This window comes from Paenibacillus sp. 01T424, assembly GCF_056398745.1.
In genome coordinates, this window is sequence record NZ_JBFTPZ010000004.1 from 81,550 (window position 1) to 98,758 (window position 17,209).

General features: G+C 45.0%; 15 protein-coding genes. 6 read left to right on the forward strand and 9 right to left on the reverse strand.

Features of this window, described 5'->3' with window-relative positions; translation table 11 throughout:
* The first annotated feature begins 6 nt into the window (after nucleotides 1–6).
* Both AC1DPK_RS04960 and AC1DPK_RS04965 read left to right on the forward strand, forming a co-directional pair.
* Nucleotides 7–996 (forward strand): BadF/BadG/BcrA/BcrD ATPase family protein, encoded by a 990-nt coding sequence (locus tag AC1DPK_RS04960; RefSeq protein WP_477509523.1) that lies wholly within the window; start codon nucleotides 7–9, stop codon nucleotides 994–996.
* Between the two features lie 108 nt (nucleotides 997–1,104).
* Entirely contained in the window at nucleotides 1,105–1,791 is a 687-nt protein-coding gene (locus tag AC1DPK_RS04965) for a class I SAM-dependent methyltransferase (RefSeq protein WP_477509524.1), read from the forward strand.
* Between the two features lie 9 nt (nucleotides 1,792–1,800).
* On the opposite strand, the gene AC1DPK_RS04970 is transcribed toward AC1DPK_RS04965, so the two are convergent.
* Genes AC1DPK_RS04970 through AC1DPK_RS04980 form a run of 3 tightly spaced genes read right to left on the reverse strand, consistent with a single transcriptional unit; the run spans nucleotide 1,801 to nucleotide 4,508 of the window.
* A complete protein-coding gene (locus tag AC1DPK_RS04970) occupies nucleotides 1,801–2,418 on the reverse strand; it encodes a class I SAM-dependent methyltransferase (protein ID WP_477509525.1) in 618 nt (205 codons plus the stop codon).
* Between the two features lie 21 nt (nucleotides 2,419–2,439).
* Complete coding sequence (locus tag AC1DPK_RS04975; RefSeq protein WP_441878391.1) at nucleotides 2,440–3,015, reverse strand: class I SAM-dependent methyltransferase; 576 nt, start codon at nucleotides 3,013–3,015, stop codon at nucleotides 2,440–2,442.
* 44 nt (nucleotides 3,016–3,059) lie between these two features.
* Nucleotides 3,060–4,508, reverse strand: coding sequence for a DEAD/DEAH box helicase (locus AC1DPK_RS04980; RefSeq protein WP_477509526.1), 1,449 nt, complete (start codon nucleotides 4,506–4,508; stop codon nucleotides 3,060–3,062).
* A gap of 260 nt (nucleotides 4,509–4,768) precedes the next feature.
* On the opposite strand from AC1DPK_RS04980, the gene AC1DPK_RS04985 reads away from it, so the two are divergent.
* The gene (locus AC1DPK_RS04985) at nucleotides 4,769–7,009 is read left to right on the forward strand and encodes a GDYXXLXY domain-containing protein (protein ID WP_477509527.1); all 2,241 of its coding nucleotides are present in this window, start codon (nucleotides 4,769–4,771) and stop codon (nucleotides 7,007–7,009) included.
* Nucleotides 7,010–7,196: 187 nt separating this feature from the next.
* Here the strand turns inward: AC1DPK_RS04985 and AC1DPK_RS04990 are convergent, their stop codons facing one another.
* Together AC1DPK_RS04990 and AC1DPK_RS04995 are read right to left on the reverse strand one after the other, a co-directional pair.
* Entirely contained in the window at nucleotides 7,197–7,658 is a 462-nt protein-coding gene (locus AC1DPK_RS04990; RefSeq protein ID WP_441878385.1) for a hypothetical protein, read from the reverse strand.
* 133 nt (nucleotides 7,659–7,791) lie between these two features.
* A complete protein-coding gene (locus AC1DPK_RS04995; protein ID WP_339205605.1) occupies nucleotides 7,792–8,115 on the reverse strand; it encodes an MGMT family protein in 324 nt (107 codons plus the stop codon).
* A 350-nt stretch (nucleotides 8,116–8,465) separates the two neighbouring features.
* On the opposite strand from AC1DPK_RS04995, the gene AC1DPK_RS05000 reads away from it, so the two are divergent.
* Both AC1DPK_RS05000 and AC1DPK_RS05005 read left to right on the forward strand, forming a co-directional pair.
* A complete protein-coding gene (locus tag AC1DPK_RS05000) occupies nucleotides 8,466–8,906 on the forward strand; it encodes a DUF1641 domain-containing protein (protein ID WP_054025638.1) in 441 nt (146 codons plus the stop codon).
* Between the two features lie 36 nt (nucleotides 8,907–8,942).
* Entirely contained in the window at nucleotides 8,943–10,124 is a 1,182-nt protein-coding gene (locus AC1DPK_RS05005) for an NAD(P)/FAD-dependent oxidoreductase (RefSeq protein ID WP_477509528.1), read from the forward strand.
* A gap of 65 nt (nucleotides 10,125–10,189) precedes the next feature.
* Here AC1DPK_RS05005 and AC1DPK_RS05010 read toward each other — a convergent pair whose 3' ends face one another.
* The 3 genes from AC1DPK_RS05010 to AC1DPK_RS05020 are packed head-to-tail and all read right to left on the reverse strand — an operon-like array spanning nucleotide 10,190 to nucleotide 13,618.
* On the reverse strand, nucleotides 10,190–11,731 hold the full coding sequence (locus AC1DPK_RS05010; protein ID WP_441878378.1) for an extracellular solute-binding protein: 1,542 nt from the start codon (nucleotides 11,729–11,731) through the stop codon (nucleotides 10,190–10,192).
* A 54-nt stretch (nucleotides 11,732–11,785) separates the two neighbouring features.
* Nucleotides 11,786–12,655 (reverse strand): carbohydrate ABC transporter permease, encoded by an 870-nt coding sequence (locus tag AC1DPK_RS05015; protein WP_441878376.1) that lies wholly within the window; start codon nucleotides 12,653–12,655, stop codon nucleotides 11,786–11,788.
* 18 nt (nucleotides 12,656–12,673) lie between these two features.
* Nucleotides 12,674–13,618 (reverse strand): ABC transporter permease, encoded by a 945-nt coding sequence (locus AC1DPK_RS05020; RefSeq protein ID WP_477509529.1) that lies wholly within the window; start codon nucleotides 13,616–13,618, stop codon nucleotides 12,674–12,676.
* Nucleotides 13,619–13,872: 254 nt separating this feature from the next.
* Between AC1DPK_RS05020 and AC1DPK_RS05025 the strand changes: the two genes are divergently transcribed.
* Nucleotides 13,873–16,173, forward strand: coding sequence for a helix-turn-helix domain-containing protein (locus AC1DPK_RS05025; RefSeq protein WP_441878372.1), 2,301 nt, complete (start codon nucleotides 13,873–13,875; stop codon nucleotides 16,171–16,173).
* Nucleotides 16,174–16,243: 70 nt separating this feature from the next.
* On the opposite strand, the gene AC1DPK_RS05030 is transcribed toward AC1DPK_RS05025, so the two are convergent.
* Nucleotides 16,244–17,191, reverse strand: a complete 948-nt coding sequence (locus tag AC1DPK_RS05030) for a YbjN domain-containing protein (RefSeq protein ID WP_477509530.1) — start codon at nucleotides 17,189–17,191, stop codon at nucleotides 16,244–16,246.
* Nucleotides 17,192–17,209: the final 18 nt, after the last annotated feature.

The window sequence follows — 17,209 nt, forward strand, 5'->3', positions numbered from 1 at the left end:
CTGCCTATGCATTTTCAAGAAGAGCAGGTTGTAATTGGAATAGACGGCGGCGGAACTCATACCCGCGTCATGGTGTGCAGTCATAGAGGACATGTGCTTTCATATTTGGAACGAGGCTCCGCCTCTATTTACAAAGACGAGATGGCAGCAGAAAATGTGCAAGGAGCTATAGCCCAAGCACTGCAGCAAGCTGGCCGTACTCCTGAGCATGCGCTGGCGCTGGTTGCCGGTATTGCAGGCTTCGATTCCCCATCTGACCTCGAATGGATTAAGACATTAACAAAGCTTCCGGGACTTACCTGCCCGATGTGGCATGTGAATGATGCGGTCTCTGCTCATAGAGGCGCATTAATGGGTGAACAAGGCATCGTCGTTATCGCTGGAACAGGCTCGATTATCGTAGGCATGACGGACGATGGACAACTGATTCGCAATTATGATTTTCACCATTATGCAGCTAGCGCAGCGAGATTTATTGCCTATGATGCTGTATATGAGATGCTGGCAGGCAATTGTAATGATACGGACCATGAGCTTTGCGAGGCCATGCTTGTTCATTGGGATGTTTCAACAGTCCAGCAGCTTGCTGATATAGCCAAAAAAGGCTTTGCGGATGATCGCCGTACGCGAGACAAGCAGTTTGGGAAGTTCGCTCCTGCGGTTACGGAAGCCGCCGAGCGTGGAAGCTCTCTCGCGATCCGCGTGTGCAGCCGTGCCATCGATCAAATCAAGGTAGGCATCGAGATGATTGCTTCCTCCTTCTATAGTGAAGAGGTTGCTGTTACTTTCACAGGCAGCGTTGCAAACAGCCCTTATTTTATTCGCGAGCTGGGCGAGCAGCTTCGGCAAGGAAACAACAAGCGCTACACCGTTGTTCAGCCTAAATTCCCGCCTGTAGTCGGCTCTGTTTTACTCGCGTTGAAACAGCTGGATATTGCCATAGATGATGACGTTATCCATAACCTAAGTGAATATACATTTGAGACTGCCGAATAGAAGTTTGATCCGACGTCAACCGTTTAAAACATGGCTATTGACCTTTCCGTTACGTATACCTTTAAGCTAGGGATGAATCATTTTGAACCCTACTGAGGAGGAATTGCGATGCCAGACCATGATGTTATTTATAAGGAGGAAGCGGCGCGTTATCATGAATTAATCGCGAAGCAGCCGAGCGTGCAGCATTGGATCGAAGAGATAAGACCAATTAGAGGATTGGATATTGTAGATCTTGGTGCCGGCTCCGGCAGACTGACTGCCGTACTAGCCGATCAGGCCAAAACGATTGTTGCACTTGATGCGTATGAACCTATGCTGCACGTAGCGGCAGAACGATTACGTTCTGCTGGCTATACGAATTGGAGAACGCAGGCTGCTGATCATCGCGAGCTGCCTCTTGCGAGCCAAAGCGCGGATTTAATCGTTTCCGGCTGGAGTATTTGTTACTTAGGCAGCGATAATCTACCAAACTGGGAGCATAACCTACAGCAGGTTATGAGCGAAATGAAACGTGTGCTCCGCGATAACGGAACCATTATTATTTTTGAGACGATGGGCACTGGCTTCGAAACACCAAACCCGCCTGACTTTTTGAAAAAATATTACGCTGCACTTGAGCAGGATTATGGATTCTCGCACAAATGGGTACGAACGGATTACACCTTTGACAGCGTGGAACAAGCGGAGCAATTAACACGTTTCTTCTTTAGTGATGAATTAGCAGATAGGGTAGCGCGGGACAAGCTCGTCCACCTGCCCGAATGCGCTGGTATTTGGTGGCTTCATTTGTAATCATGCATATTAGCCTGATTTTTCTACACACCAAGTAGTCATGCAGCGTTTGTCTGCTACGATAACGGTTTTGAGCGGCTCGAATAAATGCCCGCTCAGCTTTGCCGTCATTCCAAGCAGTTTTTCCTCCGTAACCAGAAAACGTCTGCTTCCGTCAGGAAGCAGATATTGTCCTTCACCAAGCGGCTGCATACGGGACTCCATGCCAATGGAGGAGGCCAACCTAGCGAACAGCTTCCCGCCTGGCTTAAGCACGCGCCAGAGCTCATTAACCATTTGATCAAAATGCTCCTCATTGTCGGCAAAATGCAGAACCGCGCTGCTAATAATAAAATCAAAGCTGGCATCGGCGAAGCTCATCTGCTCTACCGCCTCCACGCGTGCCTGCTCTTTCGCCCATTTAGGAGCTATCAAGTCCGCTAACCGCTGCAACTCTTGAATAGCCGTCTCTGATCGATCGATTGCAAATACATCATAGCCGCTGCGGAGCAAATACGTCAGGTTTCTCCCTGAGCCACAGCCTGCATCAAGAATACTCATATCCTTAGTCAGTGATCCCTTCAGCAGCTGATCAAATAAATAAATATCGATGCCGCCAAATTGCTCCTTCAATTCCATCTCCATCATTTGCTCCTCCTTCTATGATGTTTACTTTACCTTGTATACATAAACCTTCGTCCGATACATATCGCGGCAAATAAGAGTACGCTCAGGCTCCCAGTTCGGCAGCGCAAAACATACGCTTATAACATGTGCACCCGGCTTTAATTGCTCGTGAAAAATGGGGCTTAAACGCCGCATCGCACTCGGATAGAGGTAACACACAACCATATCCACATCCCGGTACGAATATGTGTACAAGTCGCCCTTTTTGAACGATACATTCGTCCGATTTTCGAGTTTCGCAGCCATAAAAGATATCCACATGGGGATAACTGAATTTTCGATTCCAATGATCCGCAGGTTTCTGCTGGTTCTCCCCGCTTGAAGCGCGAGCGTACCCCAGCCAGAGCCCGCCTCCACCATAACGCCGCGGCTTTGCAGCCGTCTGATCTCATCAACTACAACCCGCCGCAACGGCGCTGAGGAAGGCATAGGCGAAATGCCGTTCCGCCAGCTTACATACACGATGGACAGCAAAGCAATCAGCACGATAGCTGCCACGACCATCAAAACATTCTGATAGATGAAGCTTTCCACGATGATCTCCCTATCTTGTTTCATGGAGGATTCCGCTTTATTTCCCTAGTGTGAATCCGCTCTGTTAGTTAAGACTTATTCCCTCTGCGAACCTTCAGCTGCTTGCCCTTCACTGTCGTATTTCGCATAACCTCCAGCACTAGCGAGCCTTTGCCATTCAAAATTTCAACATCGGTAACATTATCCAAAATCGTAATAATACCGATATCTTCCGCGGACACGCCTTCTATTTTGGCAATGGTTCCAACAAAATCGACCGCTCTAAGCTTCTTTTTCTTGCCGCCGTTAAAGTTAAGCTTCATAATCTGTTTGTTCAGCTGCTCGCGCTTGTCTTTTTTGAGAACGGGACCGATATTGAGCTTCTGTTCAAAATCTTCTCTGCGAAGGTCAACCGCTTCTTCTGATGGCGCCTTCGCTTTGTTAATGCTAAATCCGATGTAGCCTTCTATTTCAGCTAGGCGCCTTGCATCCTTAGATGCTGCGAAGGTGATCGCTTTACCCGTTTTGCCAGCCCGTCCCGTTCTGCCCGTACGATGAACATAACTTTCCTTCTCCAGCGGAATATCGAAGTTGATGACATGCGTAATATTCGTAATATCAATGCCTCGCGCTGCTACATCTGTTGCAACCAAATAACGGAATTGCCCTCTGCGGAACGCATTCATTACTTCAAAACGCTCATCCTGCTCCATGCCGCCATGGATGCGGTCGCACGGATATTCGAGCTCCGCCATTTGTCTGAACACTTGATCTACATTCTCCTGTGTCCGGCAAAAAATAATACAGCTGTCCGGATTTTCGACGATCATCACGTCTTGGAGCAGCTTAAACTTATCTGCTTCCTTCACCTCAATAACCGAGTGCTCAATCGTAGCAGTCGTAAGCCCCTCTGCCTTGATCTCTACTTGTACAGGAGTGTTCATATATCTATGCGCTAGCTTAGCTACATCCTCAGGGAACGTTGCAGAGAACAGCATCGTCACTCGATCCGTAGGCAGCTGCTGTATAATAGCTTGTACCTGCTCGATAAAGCCCATGTTCAGCATTTCGTCCGCTTCGTCGATGACTAGATATTTGATTCGTTCGATGGGGAGTGTTCCACGCTCAATATGATCATGTACGCGTCCAGGCGTCCCTACGACCATATGCGTTCTTTGCTTAAGCTCCGCTCTTTGGATATGGAAAGGCGCTTTACCGTAGACAGCCATCGATTTGATCCGCTTGAAACGGCCGATATTTGTAATGTCCTCGTTGACTTGCAGTGCCAGCTCCCTCGTTGGTGTCAGCACAAGCACCTGAGGCTTGTTTTCGTTCCAATCAACCAGCTCGCATAATGGTATCCCGTAGGCTGCCGTCTTGCCGCTGCCCGTTTGTGATTTAACGACCAAATCCTTTTGCTCAAGCGCAACCGGAATAACCTCGCGCTGCACCTCCGTTGGCGTTTCGTAGGACAAGCTCTCCAACGCTCGAACGATTTCTTGACTTAACGCATAATCCGAAAACTTTATTTCACTCATCTATAGACCTCTTCCGCACTTTAGTAGTTAAATCTTTCGTAACCTTAAGAATAGCATAATAACGACCCATTTGATTCATAAACCTTTGTACAGCCCAGCTTTCAAAATTTATTTGTTAGATCAACCGCTAAATCGGGTTATATCGTATAAGAGCTTGCTTCGCTCTAAGCTAGGCAGTACTACAAAAAGTGAGTACTAGTTCACTTTAGATTGGGTCATTATAATAAAAGCCAGATCAACTAGAAAGGCTTGTGAGTGCTATGCTTCGATTAAATGTTGCACGTGTTGGATTTCTAATGGGCGTTTCACTTCTGCTTGCTTCCATCATCTATTTCTTCGCGGCGAACTGGGGCGGCCTGGTCCGCGCCGATAAAATTCTCGCGTCTGCCGGCATCATGGTGTTATTCTATGGCGCAGCTTTCGTTTTTTCCAAAATGAAAATAATGCTTGGCCATCACTATTTTTTGTCTGTTACTTTTCTAGTCGGCGGCTGTGTCGCGTTTGGCGTGGCGGTTGCCCTTCTAAATCAAATATATAATTCACATGCGGACACCTATGAGCTGTTTCTCGTTTGGTCCATTCCTGCTCTGCTGCTTGCGTTCATTACCCGCTTTAATCCTTTTTATATCCTTGCCTATATACTCGTTCATCTAACCCTGTGGCAATACTTTTTCCCAAGCGCGTATTCTATCGTCCATAGCGACCAAGAAATTTTGCTGATTGGCTGGTTATTTGCGCTTATCAATCTTATTCTATTCGCATTAATAGAATCCAAACGTCTCACATCAGCGCCGCTTAAATATATTAGCTTTATTGCCTTTCATATTTCTTTGCTCGTCTTGACAAGTTCCGATCTATACGAACATTATGGCGCATGGATGAACGTCGCAAGCGCTGCGGCAATCGCGTTCGGATTCTATTATTTCACCCAAGTTCGCCTGGATAAAATCATGCTTACCCTTAACGCGCTGGCTGCTTCCGCTTTCGCTGTATTTAAATATTTCGAGCTGATGTCCGAGCATTATTCCACCTTGTTTTTTATATTCGGACTCCTCTTTGTCGCTTTATTACTCACAGCCAACGTCTTTTTCTTCCGTTACTTAAACAAGCTCGGCAAGCATCAGTCAAGCTCTAATGAACGAGATGACCAAGCATCCCATCCATCAGAAGAACATAAGAGCACTCTTGTTGGCAAAATCGCATTCACAATCGTTACCGTAATCGGTGTTTTGATTGGCAGTATCTCCTTAGTAGGCTTAGTACTATTAGCCGCTGGTGAAATCCCGCCCGAAAATATTTTATTTGTAGTGTCACTGCTGTTTATTATTCCAACACTGCTGCTGACTCGCTTAAATACGGCTGTACGCTACACCGTGCTTACGATTGGATATATAGCTGGACTTATCTCTACCGCTTGGATTGATACTTCAGCCTTGTCTATTTTTTTCATAGCGGTACTGCTTGTCGGATGGTTCAAATGGCAAGGAAGGGTACCGCATTTCTTTATTTATACCTTACTGAATATCAATATCGCTATTCTTCTGTTTCAGTTATTTGGATCTGTTCATAATGCGGCTTCCTTCATCGTGTTCATTGTGACGTCGCTCAATGCAGTCATTTATGCTAGTCACCATCTTCTTAGGGAAGGCCCCTTCAAGATTCATGTAAGAGAATGCGGTTGGTTCTTTACTCTGCTCCTTCTATTTTGGCTAACCTTTATGGATAACATTTTCCCTTACTCATATGAGCTATTTAATATATTGAATTTCATTGTAGTTACGATCGCAGCCTTTCTATTTGTTAGGCGCAGCCAAGCCCTTGAAGCAGCCATAAGCTTCGTATTCTGGTTCATTTTCCTTGCGTTCAAATATTACGACTTGTTCTGGACGTTATTGCACAAGTCGATTACACTCGCTCTGCTTGGCGTGATTATCATAGCAGCTACTTATATTTACGCCTACAGAACACGCGCAGCAGTGTCTGAACAAGCGGACTCATTCAGCCGATTGCTGCGTAGAAGCCCCGCTCTCATTGCTATCGTTGTAGTGCTGCAGCTCGGTTATGTCGGTTACCATGCCGCAGTAAGCGAAATATTGCTCTCGAGCGGCACTCCGATTAAGCTGGCCATCGTGCCGCTTGATCCACGATCCATTTTGCAAGGCGATTATGTAGCGCTCCAATACAATATTTCGGCACCACCAGATCACATCGCTCAGGAACTGGAAAGGCGTCCAAGCAACAGCCGAATTAAGGTCGTGCTTCAACAAGGTGCGGGCGGCGTATACAACTTGGATCGTTTATATAAAAAAGGTGAGCCTTTAGCTGACAAAGAAATCATTATTAACGGTTCCACTAGCGGCTGGAGAACCATCCAGTACGGCATAGAATCTTATTTTGTACCCGAAGGCACTGGGCTGGAAACGGAGCAAAATGCCCGCTTCGCGTATGTAATGGTTGGAACAAAAGGTGATGCTATTCTAGAGAAATTAACGAAAGAATAGTGCTGTACAATTGACCGCCAATAAACAAAAAAAGAAGCAGGACCTATACAGCGCAACAGCTGTGCAGGTCCTGCTTCTTTCAAAATAGAAGGAAATATTTCATTTGCTTCTACTTTGCTTATATGTGCCCAACAACGCTGCTTCCGTTTGCTGAGGACGTTGATGGCTTTTTTGCATATTCTTTCGACTATCCGTGCATCAATTTGTTCAATTCCGTAAATTCCTCTAAATAACCGTTTCTCTCCAGCTCCATTAATGCCTTCCGAATGCTGACCTCATCCTCGCCAGATTGATCTGATAGTGCTAAGAGCTCAGGCAATGTAATGTTTTTATGCTCCTTGCAATACGTGAGCAGCCCTTTGGCTGCCCAAGATAAGCGATCATCCTGGAATTCACCGATCATTTTACGGAACAATTTATGTGGGATTAGCTGCTCGTCAACTAAGGCTTGCATCGCTTTTATTGCAAGTTTTGTCGTCATACGGCCTTTTTTGGCAACCTCGTCTAAGGTGAGCGATGCGGAATCCGCCGTGCTTGAGCTGAGTACGATATAAATCATTTGCGAATAAATATCCAAGCTTTGGTTATAAAAGATTTCGGTGGAAACTGTGAAGTTTCTAACGTTTCCCGGTGTAATTTCTGTTGTCATGTTCTTTCTCTCCCTTCCGAATGGTCTATACCATAATAAAGGTTCGGATACGGGGTTTCAAATGGGGCCTCATTAGAAAAAGTTAATCGCAGCCGCTTAACCGCGAAGAAGCATAATTTTCATCCGGGCAAGGTCATCTTTCTTCTTCTCTTTCCGGATTGTAGCGGTATTTTTCCAAATCAATTCGCCCGTCCTCGCTCGCTGCAACACCTTCCTCTTTTAAATAAAAGATCTGCATGTAACGAGCTTCCTCCTCTTGAATCGATATCTCCCCTTTTGCATTAACAACTCTGTGCCAGGGAAGATTATAAATGCCGCTCATCGAATGCAGAACTCGGACAACCTGCCTTGCCCCCCTGCGATTGCCAGCCAGTTCTGCGACTTGACCATACGTCATTACGGTGCCTTCCGGAATCGCCTTAATGATGGATACAACTCTTTGCGTATAGGGCTGCATATTAGAACTCCTTTATGTATGTTTTTAATCATTGTTTTTTATTATCATAACTGAATTGCGCTTCATGTCAGCAATATTCCAAATCTTTTTACCGAAAGCAATAAATTTCTTTTTAACTTTTGGTGAAAACGATGTAGAATAGAAWCAAAGGGTTTAATCCGATTACGTCATACGCGCATTCACATCCTTCTGCCTCATGCAGAAATAAGACTGTTACGTACACATAAACATTTTTCGATTAACTATGTGAAAAGTGTAACAAACTTTCAGGATGCATTTTTAACTTTAGCGGCTGACACAATTGAGACTACAACTTACTTTCAAATTTACGTAAAGGAGGACATTCTATTATGTCACAACCATCTGCTGGACAAGAGGTTGCAGCTAGCCTCGTCGAAGAAAAACAAACGTTGGATGTACTTGATCAATTGATGAAGCCGGAGGTTCAAGAGTCTCTAACTGTACTCGTGGACAGCCTGCCGAAATTAGCTGAAATGGTTACTCTAATGACCAAAGCTTATGATTTTGCACAAAACATCGCTACAGACAAAGTGTTGATCAACGATTTCGCTCAAGGTATCGGTGAATTCGTTAAACCGGTTCAAGAGAAAGCAAAAGGTATCGCAACAGCAGCTATTGAAGCTGGCGAGCGCTCGCAAGAAGCGGCTAACTCTTCTGTTGGCCTATTCGCTATGTTGAAAATGCTTAAAGATCCGGAAGTTCAAAAAACGCTTCGTTTCGCGCAAGCTTTCCTTAGTGTTTTGTCTGAACGCAAAAACGATAAAGTATAATACACCGAATACGTATAGAACGAACGGAGGATGAACATGTCGAAGCAAATACTAATTCTTGGTGGCGGTTATGGCGGTCTTCTTACTGCTCTAACAGCACGACAACACTTGACTGCAGCAGAAGCTAGCATCACAATCGTAAACCGTTTTCCAACTCACCAAATCATTACTGAGCTGCACAGACTTGCTGGAGACACAATTGCTGAGCAAGCAGTTGCTCTACCGCTTAGCAAGCTTCTAGGCGACAAACAAGTTAACATCATCGTTGACTCGGTTAAAGAAATTAAACCTAACGAGAAGCAAGTGGTTCTTGAAAGCGGACAAGTGCAAAAGTACGACACTCTTGTTGTAGCACTTGGAAGTGAAACGAACTACTTCGGCATTCCAGGATTGGAAGAGAACAGCCTTGTTCTTAAATCCGTTGCTGATGCTAACAAAATCCGCAAGCATGTTGAAGATCGTCTTGACGCTTACAAAAAATCAGGCAACAAAGCTGACGCAACAATCGTTGTTGGCGGCGGCGGCTTGACTGGCGTTGAGCTTGTTGGCGAATTCGCTGACAGACTTCCTGAGGTTTGCCGCAGCAAAGGCATCGACTTCAATGATATTTCGCTGTATTGCGTAGAAGCCGGCCCTGCCGTTCTGCCAATCTTCCCGAAAGTATTGATCGATCGCGCTGTAACAAGCCTTGAGAAACGTGGCGTTAACTTCATCACTAGCGTAGCGATTACAGAAGCGACAAAAAGCTCCGTATCGCTTAAAGACGGTCGTACGATTGAATCCAGCACAATCATTTGGACTGGCGGCGTTAAAGGTAATCCAGTTGTCGGCAGCAGCGGTCTTGCAGAAGACCGTGGTCGTTCACTTGTTACACCAACGCTTCAATCGACTTCACACGCTGATGTATTCCTTGCTGGCGACTGCGCAGTTGTATTCCCAGAAGGCAGCGAACGTCCTTACCCTCCAACAGCTCAGCTTGCTTGGCAAATGGGCGAAACGGTAGGCTACAACCTAGCGGTTCAAATCAAAGGCGGCGTTATGGATAAGTTTGTACCTGTATTCTCCGGAACACTGGGCAGCCTTGGCCGTAAAGATGGCGTGGGCACAATCGGCGGCAACGCGACACAGCTTAAGGGCTTGCCTGCTTCCCTAATGAAGGAAGCAAGTAACGTTCGTTACCTGTCGCATATTCACGGTTTGTTCGCACTAGCTTACTAATATACACAAACAAAAAGAAGGAGGGCAGCTGCCCTCCTTCTTTTTGTTTTACCCATCAGCTAACCTTACTTCTGCAATGCCTGCCATTCTTTAAATTGCTTCTGATATTCAGCGACGACCTTATCAAGACCAGCAGCCTTTAAGCTTTGAAGAGCTGCCGGGAAGTATTTATCGTAGGATACCACGCCCATTTTAATTGGAATGATCTTCGATTTCACTTCGGATAGCACATTCGCATATTCAACAGCAATCGGCTCCGTATTGAGGCGGAAACCAAGAACAGGTGAGAATTCAACTGGATTCGAAGGCTCTGTCGTTTGCATTTTCAAATAATCTTCCGGCGTCTTCACATCAAACAACATGTAGTTAATGTTGCCGATCATCCACGAATCAAAATAATACGATTCATCATTCGCGTCACGAATAAATTCTGCCGTACGCTCGCCTACCGCTTTGTAGTGCGTGCCTTCTTCCCCATATAGGAATAGGTTGTGATTATCCTTATTGCTGTACAGCCAGTTCAAGAACATAATAGCTGCTTCTGGGTGCTTCGATGTAATTGGAACTGCATTTGTATTTCCGAACGCCAAGTATTGAAGCAGCGGTTTCTCTTCTGCCAAATAACCCTCGCCTACTTTTGCTTCTGGATTATTTCTTGCAATTGCGATCGAAGAGTACAAAGCGCCGTTCGTGCTGTAAATAAAATCGCCCAGTGTCATGGCTTTGTCGCGCTCTTCCTTCTTATACGTCAAAATATCAGGGTTAATCAGCTTTTTCTCATACAGCTGGCGGAAAAACTCTGCATCCTTTTTGAATTCTTCACTCTCGAGCCACGAGCTAATATTGCCCGCTTGATCGACCTTAATGATTTGTTCGCGGTAATCTACAAAAAACGGCCATGAATCGTACGTACGGTGTAAAAATACAGGCGTAACATCCGTTTCCGTTTGAATATATAATTTCTTGTCGGAAGCTTGTTGCATCTTCTCAGCCGTTGCGATAAGCTCGTCCGACGTTTTTGGGAAAGGCATACCTACTTTATCGAGCAAATCTTGGCGGAAGCCAAGCGTGCCCATCTCACCGCTGCCTGAGGTCTCATAGCGCCATACAGCCGGAACGGAATAGATTTTACCATCGATCTTTGCGGCATCCCATGCGTAGTCAGGAATGATTTTTTTCAGCTCTGGACCATACTTGTCAATGAGCTCATCCAGCGGCTGAAGCGCGCCTCGCCCAACATAGGAGCCAGTAGGCACGGAGCTGTTCTCCATAACATGCAGCATGTCAAACTCGTCACCTGTGCTCAGCATTAGGTTGGTTTTCTGATCCCAAGCATCCCAAGGGATAAAATTTATTTCTAGCTTAACGTTAACACCGTCAGCCTTCAGCTTTTCATTTACTTTTTGGACAACATCATCGGTATGAGGTTTGGCTGTACCCGGAATCACGTATTTCAGCGGTAATACTTCAGCATTATCCCCTTCGTTTCCACTGGCGTTGCCGTTTGAACCCGCTTTGTCTCCCGCATTACTGCAAGCCATCATAAGAACGAGCATCATAACAATAACCAAGCTTGCCGGAATAAAGCGCATCTTCCTGTTGTTCATCTTGATTAACCCCTCTCTGAATCTTTAATTATATATGGCCCTAAGGCGACATATCTATCCTTTGACTGCTCCAACGATAAGACCCTTGATAATAAAGCGCTGCAGGAACGGGTAAAGCAGTACGATAGGACCAATGGTTATGATAGCTACCGCCATTTTGAATGACTCGGTTGGAATCGTTATGTTGGAAGTGACCAAGCCCTGCATCTGGTTCACCATATTGATCTCGGATTGCAGCTTATACAATAAATATTGCAAAGGGTACAAGCTTTCTTTGTCGACCAGCATGATCGCGTTGAACCAATTGTTCCAATAACCTAATCCGTAAAATAGTGCTACCGTAGCGAGAACGGGCAACGATAATGGAAATACGATGCGAAACGCGATATAAGCATCGCTAGCTCCGTCAATTCTTGCGCTCTCTAGTAGAGCTTCAGGCAGCTCCTGCATGAAATTGCGAACGAGAAACAAATTAAAGGGACTGAATATTAGCGTCGGTACGATAAGGGCAAGCAGATTGTTTTTGAATCCTAAAAGGTCATTCATCATGTACCAAGGCACAAGGCCTGCGTTAAAGAGCATCGTGATGAAGAAAAACAACGCAATTGGATTGCGGTAACGAACCTGTCGATTGGCAAGCATATAACCGGCCATTCCTGTGATGACGACTGCCGCTAAAGTACCAATAACCGTTACGCCGATGGAAACCCCATAGCTTTGTAGCAGCTGATCATTACTGCCGAATACCGATTTGTAGGCTTCTAGTGAAAAGTGATCCGGTATAAAGCTGTAGCCTTTTCTTAGGATAGACTCCTCATCCGAGAAAGACACGATGAGAACGAGCAGGATGGGAAGCGTACAAAGCAGTGCGAACAACAATACAAAAATCGTATTAACGATTTGAAATACATCTATTTTTTTCAAGCACATTCCCTCCTTTCCTTAGAACATCGCGCTATCTTTATTGAATTTCTTCACAATCCAGTTGGCAGATAGAACAAGCACAAATCCAACGACGGATTGATACAATCCAATAGCCATGGCGATCGCAGGATTGCCCGATGTACGAAGCGTTCGGAACGTATACGTATCGATAACATCCGTTGTCGAATAAAGCATCCCATTGTCGCCGATAATGGCGTAGATCATTCCGAAATCGGAGTAAAAGATTTTGCCGATCGCAAGCAGCGTTAGAATTGATACCGTCGGCATCAACATTGGAATCGTAATGGATTTAATTTGCTGCCAGCGATTGGCTCCGTCGATTTTTGCAGCCTCATACAAGGAGTCATCAATTGCAGTAATCGCTGCTAAATAGATGACCGCGGACATGCCTGTCTCTTTCCAGATGCTGAGCCCGACCAAAATCCATGTCCATGGCTTAGGATCGGAATACCAATTGTGCGGATCAAAACCAAACGTCTCCAGCATGTTGTTGATAAGGCCATGCTCGGTTGCAAACAAGCTGTAGACGATGTAGCTGACGATAATCCACGATAAGAAATGCGGGAACAACAGCGTCGACTGCGATACTCGCTTAAATACGCGTGAGCGAATTTCATTCAGTAGAATAGAGAATGCCAGCGCGACAATCGTCCCAAATAAAATAGATAAAAAGTTCAGCTTAATCGTGTTCCAAGTGACCATCGCAGCAGCCGTTGAGTTGAAGAAAAACTCGAAGTTTTTCCATCCTACCCAATCGCTCTCGAAGATGCCCTTTGTATAATTAAACTTTTGAAAAGCGATAACCATATAAGGCAGCGTCATATAACCGTATACGAATGTGTAAAGCATCGCCGGCAAGACGAGCAAATATGAAACCTTGTTCCGCTTAATGTCGGTAAAAAAAGTGTATCGCTTTTGCCGTTGACCTTTAGCCTTGCTCACAGCAGCATCTCCCTTCATGATGATTTGTTTGTTTTCGGTGATTTCAGTATGCGCCGCGGCAAGTGTCGCTGAATAGTTAAAATCTTGATAAACCCTTTAAAATCAAGGCTTTTTGGGACTATAAAAATCAGTTAAACCTTCAATTTTTGCAAATACAGCGAAAGAACGTTGCATTAAAGAAGGATGTATTTTAAAGTTTTCTAAATAAAAGATGTAAGCGATTCATTTATTAACGGAGTAAGGAGACAGGCCCGATGAAATGGAAGCAATTATTTAATTATTCCGTTTACCGCAAGATGTTGATTTATTACATCCTACTCGTCGCACTCGCTGTTCTAGCTGTCAGCAGCACCTTATACTTTTTCTTTGCTTCCAAAACGGAAGAGACGATTAGCAAAAACGTCATTTCCATGCTGCAGCAAACGAGCTATACCTCCAGCATCGTTCATGAGCAAATTGAAACGATAGGAAACCATTTGTTAAGCAATAATCGAATCATCACCGTACTGATGAATAAAGAACATGATTATGTACAGGATCGTGACGCGATGGATATTCTTCTGGATATCCAGTCCACTTATCCGTTCATTAAATACATTGGCATTTATAACGATCATACGAAGCGGTATCTGAACACGGCGGGGACAACCTATGTGTTAAATGATTTGGAGAAGGAGCGAATTACGGATATCAATCACTTGCAGTATATGGAGCTGTTCGCAAACCAGCTGCGTATGCCAAACGCTCCAAGCACAAGCAAGCCGGAACATGTGCTCACTGCGATTTTGCGTCCAAACTATGCGCTTACCTCTGCATACAAAGGAGCTATCACCATCCATGTGGATGAACAGTATATTTTGAATACGATCAAAGCGATTAGCAGTGCTAACGATGATGTATTTGTCATGAATGCGGACGGGCTTGTATTATCCCATACCGATGCGAACCAATTCATGCAAAGCTTCGCATCGATGCCTCATATCGAACGCATTCTGAATTCGTCCATGAATGCCGGACATTTCAAGGCTAAAGTGAACGGATCGAAACAGCTGGTCACCTTTGTGAAATCAAACCAGCTTAATTGGTATTTTGTCAGTGTTAAGCCTTACCGACTGCTTATTTCGGATATTTCCGTATTGCGAACCTTTACCGGCTTGATTGCTATGGTCATTATTGCGCTTGGTGCATTAACGGCTTTCTTTGCCACAAATAAGCTCTATAATCCGCTTGGCCGTCTAATTAAGAAAGTGCATGAAGTCACGGGCAACAAAAAACCGCTCACTGAGCAAAATCAAAATGAATTTGCACTGCTCTCAGAGGCCTTCTCCAACGTCATTGATCAAGCCAATATGGTTGAACTGGAGCAGAAGCAGTCTTTGCCGGTGCTAAAGAAAACCTATCTTCAACATTTATTGCATGGAACGCTGCATGACTTATCGGCGACACATATGATCCAATCCGCGATTAATGAGCATTTTACCAGCTCGAATTATGTCATTATCGTCGCGCAAATCGATCGATTTACGGATTTTGCGCAGCATAACAATCAGACGAAACAGGGACTTTTCCGCTTCTCTGTCAGTAATATTACGAATGAGCTGCTTCAGAAACATGCGAAAAACGAAACGATCGTCGTAGATGAGCAAACACTAGCTATTTTGTTGTTTCTGGATTCGCCATCCGTGCCCGAGCATATCTTATTAACCCTTGGCGAAATTCAAGAAGTCATCTATAACTATTTCAAATTTACGGTTACGTTCAGCCTAGGCGAAACGGTTAATGACAAATATGAAATTGATCGTTCCTTCGAATCGGCACAGGAATACGCCAAGTATCGTTTCTTCTACGGACATCAGGCTATTATTCATGAAGCTATGGTTGTTAAGGTCATGCAGCAAGCAAGTGTGTACCCTGCAGCAGCTGAGAAGAAGCTATGCGAGGAGCTTCGTTTAAACCACAATGACAAGGTCAATCAAGCACTTGATCAATTTATGAAGCAGCTGAGCGAGATGAGCTACTATCAAGCCATCTCTAGCGCAAATCAGCTTTTGAACGCCCTTTTGCGTGATTTTGACGGCGCGTTGCCCATTATGCAGGAATATTCCAAAGAATATTACGATACGGTTAACCAATTGCAGAAGCAGGAAACGCTTCAAGAAGTTCACTCGCTGCTTCGTCATTTCTGTACCCTTATCGGCCTCATGATGGACAAGAAGCAAACGACCAAAACAGATACATTGATTGAATCGGTTTGCGCTTATTTGCAAAAGCATTATCATGAGTCTGATTTGGGCATTGAAACGATAGCAGAGACCGTACAGTTATCTCCCGGCTACCTCGGCAAGCTGTTCCGCACCCATACGCAGCTGTCGTTTAATGATTATTTAAAGAAGATTCGGCTGGAGGAAGCTACGCGGCTTCTTACGACAACAAATGATTCCATTGCGGTCATCAGCGAGAGTGTCGGCGTGCTGAACACAACCTATTTCTTCACGCTCTTCAAAAAAACGTATGGCATTTCACCTGCACAGTACCGCGAACAGCATTCAAAATAAACACAAAAAAGGCTGTTTGCACGAGAAGGGTACACCCTTCCTGCAAACAGCCCTTTTGTTATCGATGATATTAGCGTTTAAGCACTTCACGAATTTCAGAGAAATAAGACTCTACCGCTTCAAGATGGTTGCCCAGTATTCGACTGAACACCTCAGAATCATACGTTTTCCCGGCATAATAGGAGGATCGGAATCTTAGCTCGCCATCCTCATCATCCAGCTCGAAGCTGCCGCTTAGCAGGTCCATGTTCTCGTTCAATAATAACAAGGCAAGCTCCTGGCGCTGATGCTCAGGGACGAGCTCCGGATAGACGGAATAAACCGCGCAATAATCTTGAACCTCCTCGATCCGAATGAGACCAACCCAGCTTTCGCCTCTACTAGTAAATATAAGCTTGTACAGTTGATCGTCTATCACCTCATATTTCAGTTCATTGTCCGTTAGAAATGATTTGATATGCTCATTCAAAGCCCCATTTGCAATAGAAGGCTCTTCGGGTACTGAATTTCCTTGATCCATTTCTGCAGCCCACGCCGTCCTGAATCCCATCTTTAAGACGCCTTCATCCTTCAATGCTTCAGGCAAAACAACGCTTTGCTTTAATTCCAGCGCGAGCCAGCACTCGGTATGATTTAAGCTCAGCAGCTTGCTCGTTGGCTCCGTACTTGAGCGCACACTGTCAAATATAGCTTCTGCATCGAATCCATGCTGTGCAGCCAGCTTCGTCAAGCTTGGCCTTAGCGCGACTTGAACTTCTACAGGTTGATTCTCATCCATAACCGCGCTGCTGCCTGTCCTCATGCTGGCGAATAAGTTAAACCACTCGTTCTCCATAATATCTTGATAAGTTTGGCCGCTAACCTCGATCATCATCTGACAAGAAAGCGACTCCTCGAAGCTTTGAAAATTAATTTTTCGCAAGACAGCAGGCACTAATTCTCCCGTCAGCGTATGGAAATTTATCGGCAGCTCTGTAGTAATGCTTGTATCTCCCGTATACTTATGTTGTTTGGACATGACTACGATCACTCCTAG

Coding starts and splice junctions, on each gene's coding strand:
- AC1DPK_RS04960 (WP_477509523.1), top strand. CDS start 7: ATGCATTTTCAAGAAGAGCAGGTTGTAATTGGAATAGACGGCGGCGGA.
- AC1DPK_RS04965 (WP_477509524.1), top strand. CDS start 1,105: ATGCCAGACCATGATGTTATTTATAAGGAGGAAGCGGCGCGTTATCAT.
- AC1DPK_RS04970 (WP_477509525.1), bottom strand. CDS start 2,418: ATGATGGAGATGGAATTGAAGGAGCAATTTGGCGGCATCGATATTTAT.
- AC1DPK_RS04975 (WP_441878391.1), bottom strand. CDS start 3,015: ATGAAACAAGATAGGGAGATCATCGTGGAAAGCTTCATCTATCAGAAT.
- AC1DPK_RS04980 (WP_477509526.1), bottom strand. CDS start 4,508: ATGAGTGAAATAAAGTTTTCGGATTATGCGTTAAGTCAAGAAATCGTT.
- AC1DPK_RS04985 (WP_477509527.1), top strand. CDS start 4,769: ATGCTTCGATTAAATGTTGCACGTGTTGGATTTCTAATGGGCGTTTCA.
- AC1DPK_RS04990 (WP_441878385.1), bottom strand. CDS start 7,658: ATGACAACAGAAATTACACCGGGAAACGTTAGAAACTTCACAGTTTCC.
- AC1DPK_RS04995 (WP_339205605.1), bottom strand. CDS start 8,115: ATGCAGCCCTATACGCAAAGAGTTGTATCCATCATTAAGGCGATTCCG.
- AC1DPK_RS05000 (WP_054025638.1), top strand. CDS start 8,466: ATGTCACAACCATCTGCTGGACAAGAGGTTGCAGCTAGCCTCGTCGAA.
- AC1DPK_RS05005 (WP_477509528.1), top strand. CDS start 8,943: ATGTCGAAGCAAATACTAATTCTTGGTGGCGGTTATGGCGGTCTTCTT.
- AC1DPK_RS05010 (WP_441878378.1), bottom strand. CDS start 11,731: ATGAACAACAGGAAGATGCGCTTTATTCCGGCAAGCTTGGTTATTGTT.
- AC1DPK_RS05025 (WP_441878372.1), top strand. CDS start 13,873: ATGAAATGGAAGCAATTATTTAATTATTCCGTTTACCGCAAGATGTTG.
- AC1DPK_RS05030 (WP_477509530.1), bottom strand. CDS start 17,191: ATGTCCAAACAACATAAGTATACGGGAGATACAAGCATTACTACAGAG.